The sequence below is a fragment of the Saccharothrix sp. CB00851 genome (genome assembly GCF_001905065.1).
GTDB lineage: Bacteria > Actinomycetota > Actinomycetes > Mycobacteriales > Pseudonocardiaceae > Actinosynnema.
The window spans coordinates 61,964-74,702 of sequence record NZ_LWLC01000019.1 but is presented as its reverse complement, the minus strand read 5'-3'; the positions used below and the strand labels follow the sequence as shown (position 1 = coordinate 74,702).

10 protein-coding genes are annotated in these 12,739 nt (G+C 70.6%); 6 read left to right on the top strand and 4 right to left on the bottom strand.

All coding sequences use genetic code 11. From position 1 onward, the window contains the following. The first annotated feature begins 59 nt into the window (after window positions 1-59). The 3 genes from A6A25_RS19705 (at window position 60) to A6A25_RS19695 (ending at window position 2,272) form a co-directional block, all read left to right on the top strand. Window positions 60-1,169 (top strand): amidohydrolase family protein, encoded by a 1,110-nt coding sequence (locus A6A25_RS19705; protein WP_073892124.1) that lies wholly within the window; start codon window positions 60-62, stop codon window positions 1,167-1,169. Between the two features lie 256 nt (window positions 1,170-1,425). Then, on the top strand, window positions 1,426-1,812 hold the full coding sequence (locus tag A6A25_RS19700) for a hypothetical protein (protein WP_073892122.1): 387 nt from the start codon (window positions 1,426-1,428) through the stop codon (window positions 1,810-1,812). After that, entirely contained in the window at window positions 1,805-2,272 is a 468-nt protein-coding gene (locus A6A25_RS19695) for a hypothetical protein (protein ID WP_073892121.1), read from the top strand. The genes A6A25_RS19700 and A6A25_RS19695 overlap by 8 nt, the downstream gene beginning before the upstream one ends. Here A6A25_RS19695 and A6A25_RS19690 read toward each other — a convergent pair. After that, the gene (locus A6A25_RS19690) at window positions 2,239-5,811 is read right to left on the bottom strand and encodes a DUF4082 domain-containing protein (RefSeq protein ID WP_073892119.1); all 3,573 of its coding nucleotides are present in this window, start codon (window positions 5,809-5,811) and stop codon (window positions 2,239-2,241) included. The genes A6A25_RS19695 and A6A25_RS19690 overlap by 34 nt on opposite strands. A 344-nt stretch (window positions 5,812-6,155) precedes the next feature. Between A6A25_RS19690 and A6A25_RS19685 the strand changes: the two genes are divergently transcribed. Together A6A25_RS19685 and A6A25_RS44110 are read left to right on the top strand one after the other, a co-directional pair. Next, complete coding sequence (locus A6A25_RS19685) at window positions 6,156-9,248, top strand: efflux RND transporter permease subunit (protein ID WP_073892178.1); 3,093 nt, start codon at window positions 6,156-6,158, stop codon at window positions 9,246-9,248. A 101-nt stretch (window positions 9,249-9,349) separates the two neighbouring features. After that, on the top strand, window positions 9,350-9,979 hold the full coding sequence (locus A6A25_RS44110; RefSeq protein WP_158073762.1) for a hypothetical protein: 630 nt from the start codon (window positions 9,350-9,352) through the stop codon (window positions 9,977-9,979). 123 nt (window positions 9,980-10,102) lie between these two features. Here A6A25_RS44110 and A6A25_RS19675 read toward each other — a convergent pair whose 3' ends face one another. Together A6A25_RS19675 and A6A25_RS19670 are read right to left on the bottom strand one after the other, a co-directional pair. Beyond that, window positions 10,103-10,300, bottom strand: coding sequence for a DUF397 domain-containing protein (locus A6A25_RS19675; RefSeq protein ID WP_073892116.1), 198 nt, complete (start codon window positions 10,298-10,300; stop codon window positions 10,103-10,105). After that, entirely contained in the window at window positions 10,297-11,181 is an 885-nt protein-coding gene (locus A6A25_RS19670) for a helix-turn-helix domain-containing protein (protein ID WP_073892114.1), read from the bottom strand. The genes A6A25_RS19675 and A6A25_RS19670 overlap by 4 nt, the downstream gene beginning before the upstream one ends. 467 nt (window positions 11,182-11,648) lie before the next feature. On the opposite strand from A6A25_RS19670, the gene A6A25_RS19665 reads away from it, so the two are divergent. Beyond that, the gene (locus A6A25_RS19665) at window positions 11,649-11,876 is read left to right on the top strand and encodes a hypothetical protein (protein ID WP_073892113.1); all 228 of its coding nucleotides are present in this window, start codon (window positions 11,649-11,651) and stop codon (window positions 11,874-11,876) included. Window positions 11,877-12,067: 191 nt separating this feature from the next. Here the strand turns inward: A6A25_RS19665 and A6A25_RS19660 are convergent, their stop codons facing one another. Next, complete coding sequence (locus A6A25_RS19660; protein WP_073892111.1) at window positions 12,068-12,658, bottom strand: TetR/AcrR family transcriptional regulator; 591 nt, start codon at window positions 12,656-12,658, stop codon at window positions 12,068-12,070. Window positions 12,659-12,739: the final 81 nt, after the last annotated feature.

Here is a 12,739-nt window from a genome sequence, read left to right as displayed (position 1 = left end):
CACAGTCGGTGGGCCTCGTTCCCTCTTGATCGGCGACGAATCCGCTGGAGGGAGACACCGTGCGAACCCTGATCCGTGATGTGCGCCTGTTCGACGGCCACCGCGTCGTGCCGCGCGCCGACGTGCTGGTCGACGGCCCGCTGATCGCCGAACCCGGTGGTCGGGTCGACGCCGAGGTGGACGGCCGGGGCATGACCCTGCTGCCGGGCCTGGTCGACGGCCACACCCACGTGTTCGACGGCAGCCTGGCGCAAGCCCTGGCGGCCGGTGTGACGACCGAACTGGACATGTTCTGCCTGCCGGGCAACCTGGCCAGGCAACGCGCGCTCGCCGCGTCCCGGGACGACGTCGCCGACCTGCGCAGCGCGGGCCTGCTCGCCACCGCACCCGGCGGGCACCCGAGCCAACTCCTGGACGCGATCGGCGCCGAGTTCGGTGACGCCGCCGAACCGTTCGAGACCGTCGCCAACCCCGCCCAAGCACGCGCGTTCGTCGCGGACCGGGTGGCCGACGGCGCGGACTACCTGAAGGTCGTGATCGACGACGGCACCGTCCACGGCACCAACCTGCCCACCCTCGCACCGCACGTGGTAAAGGTCCTGGTCGACACTGCGCACGCGCACGGCCTGCAGGTCATCGCCCACGCCATCACCGCGAAGGAGGTCGGGATCGCCGTGGACGCGGGCGTCGACGGCCTGGCCCACGTGTGGTGCGACACCGCCGACGACCTGGTGTCCCGCATCGCCGACCGCGGCCTCTTCGTCGTCACCACCCTCGCCTACTTCGAGTCCATCACCGACCAAACCCCCACCATCGACCACGCGGCACACGGCAGCTTCGACCACGCCATGCACGCCGCCCGCACCCTGCACGAAGCCGGCGTGCCGCTCGTGGCGGGCACGGACGCGAACCCCTGGTCACCCCAACACGGCACCGCCATGCACCGCGAACTGGAACTGCTCACCCAAGCCGGCCTGACCCCGACCCAAGCCCTGGCCTCCGCCACCAGCACACCCGCCGTCCACTTCGGACTGACCGACCGGGGCCGGGTCACGCCGGGCCTGCGCGCCGACCTACTACTGGTCCACGGCGACCCGACCACCGACATCACCGCGATCAGCGCCGTGGCCGCCGTGTGGCGGCGCGGCCTCCGATCCACCCGCCCCTGACCTCCTTGCCGGGAAGAGTGGGTTATCGCTGCCGCTACCTACCCCAACGGACCCGTCGCCCGCCCACCGAGGCTCGATTGACATGGGTTCGGGTGCTTTAGGCTGGTCGAAGCCGGCAGGCCTGGCGGGACGCTCTTCCCCGCCGGGCCTGCCGGGTTTGGCCTGCCTGGAGTGCCCGTAAGGGCCCCATGTCAAATCGAGCCGGACCGGACCACACAGCCGCTCCCACCCAGCCCCTACCCCACGGAACACCCTCATGATCCAAGTCCTCGCGACCGCCCTGACGGTCGTCGCGCTCGTCGCGGCCCTGTGGTCGCTGGTGCTGGTCATCACCGACCGCCCCATCACGCTCGCCACCAAGCCGACCCTCGGCCTCGCCGCCGTCGTCGTGCTCCTCGAAGCCGGCCTGCTCATCCAAGCGATCCTGGTCACGGTGAACGTGCTGACCACCGACCGCGCCACCCTGGACACGCCGACCTTCTTCGGCTACCTGATCTCGGTCGTCCTGATCCCACCGATCGGGGCCTACTGGGCACTGGGCGACCGGTCACGGTGGGGCGCCGGCGTCCTGGCCGTGACCCTCCTGAGCGTCCCGGCGATGATCCTGCGCCTCAACCAACTCTGGGAAACCGCCCATGTCTGACCAGCCCCAGCCCCAGCCCCAGAACCAGCAGCCCCACGACCAACTCAAGGTCACCACCCGATCCGGCCCCGGCCGGATGCTGATCGCCGTGTACGGGATCTTCGCCCTCGCCGCCACCTCCCGCTCCGCGGTCCAGATCGCCACCCGCTTCGACCAGGCACCACTGGCCTACGCCCTCTCGGCGTTCGCCGCCGTCGTTTACATCCTCGCCACCGTCGCCCTGGCCGGCACCGTGCCCCGCCCGATCGCCTACCTCGCCTGCGGGGTCGAGCTGGCCGGAGTGCTCATCATCGGCGCCGCGAGCCTCGCCTTCCCCGACGCCTTCCCGGACGCCACGGTGTGGTCGGACTTCGGCGGCGGCTACCTGTTCATCCCGCTCGTCCTCCCCGTCCTCGGCCTGCTCTGGCTGCGCCACACCGGCCGCGGTCAGCTCGACCGCACCACCACGTCCACCCAGTAGTTCGTGGCGTTGAAGCTGGAACTGGGGAAGCTGCCCGCCGGCCCGTACGTGAACACCCCGTTGCCGCCGCTACCCGCGCTCGACAAGCCGGTCAACGTGCCCTTCACGTGGTCGGCACCGAAGAAGTTCCCGGTGGCCGAGTACGGCGCGTTCGTGTGGTACGACGCGACGTAGGTGGTGTCCGCGGCCAGCGGCACGGGCGTGCCGAACACGACCTGCTGCCAGCCGCTCGCCGTCTCGCCGCTGAACGTCGCCGACGCGAGCAGCACGCCGCTCGCCGTCCACAGGTGCCCCGTGTGGGTGCCGGTGTTCTGCGGTCCCTTGTAGAACCGGAGGCCGACGGCCGTCGCGTCCGTCGCCGACGTGCGGAACTTCGTGCCCAGCTGCACCGGCCCCGTGTCGGCCACCGTCACGATCTCGGGCGTGTCACCGGCCTCGAACAGGGTCCGCAGCAGCGGGGAAGGGGCGTCGACCACCACGTCCACCCAGTAGTTCGTGGCGTTGTACGACGAGTTCGGGAACGCCGGGGACGGGCCGTAGGCGAAGACGCCGTTCCCGTCGGAACTGCCGCTGGACGGCGCGACGAGCGCGCCGCGGGTGACCGCGTTGGCGAAGAAGTTCCCGGTCACGGCGTAGTTCCCGGCCGTGGTGTGGTACGACGCGACGTAGGTGGTGTCGGTGGTGAGGTCGACCGGTGTCGGGAACGTCGCCTCCTGCCACCCGCTCGCGGTCTCGCCGCTGAACGTCGCCGACGCGAGCAGCACCCCGTTCGCGGTCCACAGGCGGGCCGCGTGCGTGCCGCCGTTCTGCGGCGCCTTGTAGAACCGGACGCCCTTGGCCTTCGCGCCCGGCGAGGTGCAGCGGAACTTCACGCCGAGGTTGACCGGGTGGGGGTCGTCGAAGCCCGCGATCGCCGGGGTGTCGGTCGGCTTGAACAGCGTCTGCCGGACGGCCGCGGCCAGCACCGACACCGACACGGTCGCCGACACCGGGGCGTTGTGGCCGTTGGTGATCGTGTACCGGAACGTCGCCAGGCCCGAGAAGCCGGCACCGGGCGTGAACGTCACCGCCTGCGCGGCCGCCGACCAGGTCACCGTGCCGTTGACGGGGTTGTCCGCGCCGGTGACCGACAGCGGGTAGCCGTTGGGGTCGGTGTCGTTGGCCAGCAGCGCGGCGGCCGGGATCACGATCGCGGTGCCCTGGTTGGTGGTGAACCCGCTGTCGTTGCCGGCGACCGGCGGCAGGTTGCCCGCGCCGCCCGCCCGCGCGAAGACGACGTCGACCCAGTAGTTGGTGCTTCGGAACGAGGTCGCCGGGAAGATCGCGGACGCGCCGTAGGCGAACACGCCGTTGTCCCCGGCGGGCGCCGTCACCGCGCCACCGGTGCGCGCGCTGGTGAAGTAGTTCGAGTCGGCGGAGTAGAAGCCGACGTTGTGGTACGACGCGACGTAGGTGGCGCCGGGGGACAGGGCGACGGGCGCGGGGAAGTTCGCCTGCTGCCAGCCGCTCGCCGTCTCGCCGGTGAACGCCGCCGACGCGAGCAGCGTGCCGTCGCCGCTCCACAGGTGCGCCTCGTGGGAGCCGGTGACGTGCGGGTTCTTGTAGAAGCGGACGCCGGTCGCGGAACCCGCCGTGTTCACCGAGAACCGCACGCCGAGCTCCAATGCGGCGTGCTCGGCCGTGCGCAGGGTGAACGGCACGTCGCTCGGGTCGAACAGCCGGACCGACGCCGACGGCGTCACGGTCACCGTCACGCTCGCGGCGGGCGACTGGACGTTGAGGCTGTCGTCCACCGCCCGCACCCGGATCGTGTGCTGCCCCGGCAGGTGGGGCCACCAGTCGAACGACCAGTTCGCGGTGCCCTGGGCCGCGCGCCAGGACGTGCCGCCGTCGGTGGAGACCTCCACCGCCGCGACGACGCCCCCGACATCGCCGGCCGTGCCGCTGACCACGACCTTCTGCTGCTGCACGACGGTCGCGCCGTTCACCGGGGCCGTGATGACCGCGGTCGGCGGCGTGACGTCGGTCGAGGCGGTCGCGACCACGAGGTCCGCCTGCGGCGTGGTGGGCTGCACGGTCATGTCGGCGAACAGGTTCACCATCGCCTGCTGCACGTCGCGGTCCACGGTGACGGCGGGGTAGGTGCCGTTGCTGGTCTCGTCGTGCTCGGCGTCGAGCCCGAACGCCCAGAAGACGGTGCCCGCGCCGAACACGATCGCCCCGCTCGGCGCCCGGTAGAGCGTGAGGTGGTGCGTGGCGTGCGCGGCGGCGGTGGTGAGGCCGTAGTCGACCAGGTAGGCGTGCACGTCCAGCGGGGTGCTCGACAGCCGGACCAGGCCCGGTGGGCGGAACCGGTTGTTCGGCGACTCGTCCCACTCGTAGCCGAGCAGCCCCGGCACCAGCTCGGCCGTGCCGCCGGGCGCGGTCAGCGCGACCTCGGTGTCGCGCCAGAACCTCAGCCGCGTCATCGGGTGCGGCACCTCGATGACGTCGTAGCGGTAGGAGTCGACCTGGAAGATCGTGCCGGTCAGGGAGTTCTCCGGCCGCCCGCCGTCGGACGGCGGGGTGAACGACGGGTCGCGGAAGGTGCCGGTCCACTCCGGGCTCGGGTCGATCTTGGTACCGGCCCAGGTCTCCTTGTAGCAGACCAGCGTGCGGCCGGGCGTGCCGTTGAGGTCGGGCTCCCACCGGGTCTTCCAGTACACCTCGTTGCCGCTCATGAAGACCAGGTGCACGCCCGCGTCCCGGGCCGCTTGGACGTGCGCGTGCTGGTCGCCCGACCAGTACTCGTCGTGGCCGGTGGACAGGAACGCCTTGTACCGCGTCAACGGCACGTTGCCCGGTCCGACGTCGACCGCGCTGAGGTAGGTGACGTCGTAGCCGTTGCGCTCCAGCCACCGGATCGCCGCGTACTCGGCGCTCATCACGTAGTCCTGCGGCCCGGCGGCCAGGCCGACGCCGTGGCGGGTGCCGATCGGGCGGTTGTAGCTGACCTTGTACGCGCGGCCGTTCGGGGTCGCCGCGTTGCCGCCGTACAGGTTGGCGCCGCCCCAGCCGTTGTAGGCGTGCCACGTGGTGTCCGAGGTCTGGAAGACCAGGTCGTGCTCGGTGCCGTCGGCGCGCACCACGAACGGGATGTGGGACGCGCCCGCCACGCCGTCCTGGCGGACGAGCTTGGCCAGGTACACGCCGGACACCGCGTCCGCCGGGACCGCCCACGACGCCGTGACGCTCCAGTTGCCCGCGTCGTAGAGGCCGATCGCCGGGTCGCCGCCGGGCGCGGGCTGGGGCGAGGGGGTGTTGCGCTGGATCGTCGTGACCTTCCGGGCGCCCAGGCCCCCGTAGTAGCCGAGCCGGTACACGTCGATCCGGTAGTTCGACGAGGTCGTGTTGATCTTGAAGTGGACCGTCGTGCCGCGGTTGACGCTCATCCTGGTGGCGAAGCCCTCGATGGCGGGCGACGCCGGTCCACCGAGGTCCCACTCGCTCGCCGGGTTGCCCGGTCTCTGGTTCTCGGTGGAGATCGCGTTGAGCGGCATGGAGTCCCCCTGTGAGTGATGGCAGTCACACTTCGTACTGGTCACATCACCCGCACGAGGGGTGTGTTACGAACGGTTACCGTTAATCGCCCGAAAGGAGTAGTGGTGCCGAAGGTGTGTCCGTGATAAAGATCACCGACGGTGGTCGATCTTGAGCCGCTGGGCATCACTGCAGGTCAGAGGCGTGCCGCGCGGATGCGGTCAACCCATGTCTGAGCCCGTTCTCAGGTGACGTGTGCCAGCGTTCGCACATCCGCCCGCGGTACCCCGGGCAGTCGTCCGATGGTCGGCTGCGCGCCGACGACGACGCGTGGGCGGGTCCGCCCACCAAGGAGATTCCCACGATGTCCGTGCTGGCTCGACTGAGCCTGGCCAACCGAAGTCTCGTCGGGCTGCTCAGCCTGCTCGTGATCGGTTTCGGTGTGTTCTCGCTGCCCTCGATCAAGCAGCAGCTGTTCCCGTCCATCGAGTTGCCCGCCGCCGTGGTCATCGCGCCCTTCCCGGGCGCGTCGCCGGACCTGGTGGACAGCCAGGTCGCCGAGCCGATCCAGTCCGCCGTGCGCGGCATCGACGGTGTCGAGCAGGTGTTCACCCGGTCCGCCGAGAGCTCGGCGACGGTGCAGGTGATGTTCACCTACGGCACCGACATCGACGCCGCCGTGGCCCAGATGCAGCAGGCGGTGAACCGGCTCCAGCCGCGCCTGCCGCAGGGTGTCGAGCCGACCGTCGCCCAGGGCAGCACCGACGACATCCCGGTGATCGCGCTCGCCGCGACGTCCGGTGACGACGACATCGCCGCCGCGGCCCGGCTGCGCGCCGAGGTCGTGCCCGGCCTGGAGGCGATCCCGGGCGTGCGGGAGGCCACGGTCAGCGGTGAGCGGGACCGCCAGGTCACCGTCACCGTCGACTACGCCCGCCTCGGCGCGGCGCGGGTCGACCCGCAGGCGCTGACCGCCGCCCTGACCACCGCGGGCGCGGTCATGCCCGCCGGCACGGTCCCGGACGCGGACAAGACGCTGACCGTGCAGGTCGGCAGCCCGGTCGGCACCGTGGACGACCTGCGCAACCTGCCGCTCGCCTCGCCCGGCGGCCCGGTGAAGCTCGGTGACGTGGCCCGGGTCGAGTCCGCGCCCGAGGCGGCGACCGTGCTGACCCGCACCAACGGTGAGGCCACGTTGGGCATCAGCGTCACCATGACTTCCGACGGCAACGCGGTCGACATCTCCCAGCAGGTCCGCGCCAAGCTCGGCGAGTGGGGCGAGGCGGCCGGCTCCACGCTCACCGTCGCGTTCGACCAGGGCCCGCAGGTGGAGAAGGCGATCAGCGGCCTGACCACGGAGGGCCTGCTCGGCCTGCTGTTCGCGGTGGTCGTGATCCTGCTCTTCCTGCTCTCCGTCCGGTCCACGCTGGTGACGGCGGTGTCCATCCCGCTGTCCGTGGTGGTCGCGCTGATCGCCCTCTACACCGGCGACCTGTCGTTGAACCTGCTCACGCTCGGCGCGTTGACGATCGCGGTCGGCCGGGTGGTGGACGACTCGATCGTGGTGCTGGAGAACATCAAGCGGCACCTCGGCTACGGCGAGGAGAAGCAACGCGCGGTGCTCGACGGCACGCGCGAGGTGGCGGGTGCGGTGACCGCGTCCACGCTGACCACGGTCGCGGTGTTCCTGCCGATCGCGTTCGTCGGCGGCATCGCGGGCGAGCTGTTCGGGCCGTTCTCCATCACGGTCACCGTGGCGCTGCTCGCGTCGCTGCTGGTGTCGCTGACGATCGTGCCGGTGCTGGCGTTCTGGTTCCTCAAGCGCCCGGCCGTGCCGACCGACCCCGAAGAGGCGGCGAAGGCGCGCGAGGCCGTGCTGGAGAAGGAGAAGCGCAGCCCGCTGCAGCGCACTTACGTGCCCGTGCTGAAGTTCGCCACCACGCGCCGCTGGGTGACGTTGCTGATCGCCGCGCTGATCTTCGGCGGCACGCTCGGCCTGGCCGGCTCGCTGGAGACCAACTTCATCGACAACGCGGGCGGCAACGCGTTGCAGGGCAGCCAGAAGATGCCGCCCGGCACCAGCCTCGCCGCCCGGGACGACGCGGCGCGCAAGCTCGAAGGCGTGCTCGCGGACACCGAGGAGGTGGAGACCTACCAGGTCACCGTCGGCACGGACAACAGCCTGGCCGCGTTCGGGTTCGGCGGTGACGGCGACACCAGCGTGCGCGCCACCGTGCGCGAGGGCACGGACCTGGAGGCGTTGCAGGACCGGCTGACCGAGCAGTTGAAGAACACGCCCGGCGCGGGTGAGGTGGCGTTCGGCGCGGCGGCGTCCGGCTTCGGCTCGGACACGATCGACGTGCTCGTCACCGCGCCCGACGCCGCCTCGCTGCGGGACGCGGCCGACCGCGTGCAGCAGGCCGTGTCCGGCACGCCCGGCGTCGGCGAGGTCACCAACGACCTGTCGGTGAGCGCGCCGCGCGTTCAGGTGACCGTGAACCAGGACGCCGCGGCGGCCCGGGGGCTCAGCGGCCAGACCATCGGCCAGTTCGCGGCGCAGGCGCTGCGCGGCGTGCCGGTGGCGCAACTGCCGATCGACGGCGCCTCGCAGCAGATCGTGCTGCGCACGGGCACCGCGCCGACCGACGTGGCCGCGTTGCGCGCGTTGCCGCTGCCCGGTGGCGTCACGCTCGGCCAGGTCGCCGAGGTGGCCGTGGTAGACGGCCCGGTGCAGGTGCGGCGGACCGACGGCGCGCGCAGCGCCACCGTGTCGGCCAAGGCCACCGGCTCCGACCTGGGTGCGGTGACGGCCGACCTGACGTCGAGGCTGGACGCGGTCGACCTGCCCGCCGGTGCCACGCACAGCATCGGTGGCGTCAGCGCCGACCAGGCCGAGACGTTCGCCGACCTGGGGCTGGCCATGCTCGCGGCCATCGCGATCGTGTTCCTGATCATGGTGGCGACGTTCCGCAGCCTGGTGCAGCCGCTGATCCTGCTCGTGTCCATCCCGTTCGCGGCGACCGGCGCGATCGGCCTGCTGCTGCTCACCGGCACCCCGCTCGGCCTGCCCGCGCTGATCGGCATGCTGATGCTGGTCGGGATCGTGGTGACCAACGCGATCGTGCTGATCGACCTGGTCAACCAGTACCGGCGGGACGGGATGCCGGTGCGCGAGGCGGTGATCGAGGGCGGACGGCGGCGGCTGCGGCCGATCCTGATGACCGCGGCGGCCACGATCTTCGCGCTGCTGCCGATGGCGCTGGGCATCACCGGCGAGGGCGCGTTCATCGGCAAGCCGCTGGCGATCGTGGTGATCGGCGGCCTGATCAGCTCCACGCTGCTCACCCTGGTGCTGGTGCCGACGCTGTACTCGATGGTCGAGGGCCGCAAGGAACGCCGCCGCGCGCGCAAGTCCGCGCAGCCCGTCACCGAGGACCGCGAGCCGGTCGGCGTCTGAGTCCGACGGTCCGCAGGCCCTGTCGCTCCGGCGCCGGGGCCTGCTCCGCCTTGCGGGCAAATTCGCTTCGCCGCCCCGGCCGCCCCGCACACAATGGCCACATGGTCACCATGACGCCGGTGTTGGAGCGGTGGTGCGACGACTGCCCGTTCTGGACCGTGGAGGCGGAGGAGTCCCACCTGGCGATCGCGCGCTCGCCCGCGCCGAACCGGGTCGCCGCCGCGGCGTGGGCACTGGTCGCCCACGGCGCCGGCAACGTCGACCTGCGCGCCGACGTGCCGGACGCGGCCGGTGCGGTCGAGGCCTTCCTGTCCGCCGACGCCGACGAGAACGTCGCCCGGCACTCGCCCGGCGGTCTCCGGGTCGTGTCGGGCGGGTGCATGATCCAGCCGGGGTGTTGCCTCGGGCTCGAGGAGTGGCGCACCTGGCTGCGCGTGCTCGACGGCGAGGAGATCTGGCTCGGCCACAGCCCGGACGCCGTGATGGAGCAGCGCGGCGCCGTCGTCCGCATCTGGGCGGACGACGACCTGGTGGAACGTTGCCGCACCGGCCCGTACGTGGACCTTCCGCGCGCCGCCCTGCCCGACCTGCTCCAAGAGGTCCGGCGGGACCTGCTCGGTTTCCTCGACGCCCTGGGCTCGTGGGCACGTGCCACCGTGCCCACCCACGCCGACCGGCTGGTGGCGGCCGTGGACCGGCGGTTGGTGATCAGTCCGCCCCTAGGCCTCTGATCACTTCCGCGCGCCGTAGCGCAGGCCGTCCACCAGTAGGGCGACCCTTCGCATCCTTCGGCGACCGATCCGCCGATACCAAGGCCTCGACGTCACTGCCCGTCACCTCTCGCGATCACGTGGCTACCGCTTGAACCTCCGGCCGAAGCTCACCCATGCTCCTGGTGGGAAGCTCAGCACGCCGCCGTCCGGCTTCTTCGAATCGCGCACATCAACGCTGCTGCCCGACGCGGCTCCGAAACGGACCTCGACGCACTCGTTGTTGGCACCGCCGCTATAGCTGCTCTTGATCCACCTCTGGCGGGGTGCTTCTCGGGTCACTTGGTCGTCTCCTCCGTGGTCATGGCGAGGTGGTCGAGAATGAGGGAACGAGAGTCTTCCGGTCCGAGTGCCACCGCCCTCAGACGGTCGTACGCGCGGAAGCACTGGGCGGTGTCCTTTTCGTCGGTGACGTACACACCGCCACCAATGAACGTCTGTTGGTGCACCACGTCGGGCACGCGTCCGTCGAAGCGGAAGAGGGTCAGGGCGCCACCGAGCAGGGGATGGTCGCGGACCGAATTGGGCACTACCTGGACCGTGACGTGCGGCCACTGCTCCGGCGCGGTGGCCAGGTGGTCGAGTTGCCCGCGCAACACGTCGTAGCCGCCCATCGGCCGAGTAAGTGCTGGTTCACCGATGACGAACCACATGCGGGGCGAGTGCGGACGGGTCAAGAGCTGTTGCCGTTCCAATCGGAAGCTGACGCGGGCCTCGATCTCTTCGCTGCCGACTTCCGAGAGGCTCGACATGGTGATGCTGATGAGCGCGCGGGCGTAGTCCTCGGTCTGGAGCATGCCGGGGATGAGTTCGCCCTGGTAGTAGTAGATCTCCTGCGCGTCGTCCTCATGATCGCCGATGCGGCGGAAGGCTCCGCTGAACGGGTCCGGATGAAGCCGCTTGGGCTTGCGCTTCCGGGCCTCCTCCGCCAAGGCGACGACCTCGTCGCGCTCCGGTCCGCGCACTTCGAGGTAGTCGAGGATGGCGGTCACTTCCAAGATCTTGAGCGCCCGCTCGCCCTTCTCGACCTTGGAGATCAAGCTCTGGTCGACGCTCGCGACGGCGGCCACGTCCTTCTGGCTCTTCTTGGCTGCGAGCCTGAGTCGCCTCAACTCCTGGCCGACGTGCCGCTTGCCCAGCGAGGGCCTGGCGCTGCCGCCCATCGGTGGCTACCTCCGCGCTGTCGTGGACCGGTGAAGGTCAAGTGTGCCTTGCCGGGTGATCACAAGCAGCAACCGGGAGATTCACCCGTTCGTTGTCCTATGACATTGTCATATGTCATGTAGGCTGTCATATGACAGTTACGCGAGTGGGGGTCCTGTTCGATCTCACGGACTTCCGCCGTGCCTACTCACCTTTGTCAACCGAGGACGGTCCATGAGCGGGCTCTGGTTGCCGCGGCACGCGTGCCCTCACCCGAAGAACCGGCTGGTCGCCAAGGTCTTGACATCGCGGCTTGCCTTCTTCCAGTGCCGAGGTTGCGGTTCGGTCTGGAACGCGCAGACCGTGCCGGAGCAGGTCTTGGCCAAGGTGGCGGAGATGCTCGAGGCGGGCAGGGAAGACGTCTCGCCAGGGGGCGCCGCTTCTGGCCAAGCAGTACGACCATCCAGCGGAAAGAGTGATCAGGTAGATGCAAACCGGTGTTAGTGCCCAGGTCCGCACGAGCGCGGAGATCGACGCAAGCTGTGTCATCGAGTACGAGGTGGTGGGAAAGGAGGCCTTCTTCTCTTTCGCGGACGGTGCGGTAGCCCTTCATTTCACCGATGAACACGCGTTCCGGAACTTCCTGCGTCAGGTCGTGAACGTGTCAGCCACCCTGGAGCTCGGGTGCGGCAAGGCTGCCGGTCACAACGGCTAGGGCGCCGTGGCGGTGAACCGGTTGCAGGGCGCAACCCCTGCCGTGCCTCGTGTATCTCCACGCGGATCACCCTCAACCGGTCCACCGTCGTACGCGTGCGCGCTGGGCAGGTGTTGCCCGGCGCGGCGTTCATTCCAGGACGCCGGTGGCCCTGGCTCGATGCAATCAGCCACCAGTCCCTTGGTCCCTGATCACCGCCGCGCGCCGTAGCGGAGGCCGTCCACCAGTAGGGCGACCATCCGCCGTGCGTGGCCGTCGCTGTCGTCCGGGGACGGCAGGGTGAGGTTGGCCGTCGCGCGCAGCAGGTCGTAGGGGTCGACGTCGGAGCGGACCTCGCCCGCTTCCGCGGCGGCGTCGAGCAGGGCGCCGAGCACGGGCACGAAACGTTGCCGGAAGTAGTCGGGCAGGCTCTCGTAGGCCGGGTCGCCGGAGTGCAGGGCGGCGCTGAGCCCGCGTTTCGTGCCGACGAACCCCGCGAAGCGCTGCAGCCACCGGTCCAGTGCCTCGACCGGCGCGTAGCGCGCGGCCAGGGCGGGGGCGGCGTCGGCGCACGCGTCGACCTCGTGCCGGAACACGGCGGCGATCAGGTCCGAACGCTGCGGGAAGTGGCGGTAGAGGGTGCCCGCGCCCACGCCCGCCTTGGCCGTGATCTGCCGCACCGGCGCGTCCACCCCCGAGGTCGCGAACACCTCCGCGGCGGCCGTGAGCAGGGCGTCGATGTTGCGCTGGGCGTCGGCTCGCACGCGCTTGCCCGGCGGCTCCCCAGCCACGTCGTCGGTCACGGCACACTCCTCCTTGCTAAGTGGAACGACGTTCCGTATCGTCGAAGTCGAACACCGTTCCGTTTGTTCCGAGCTTAGCGC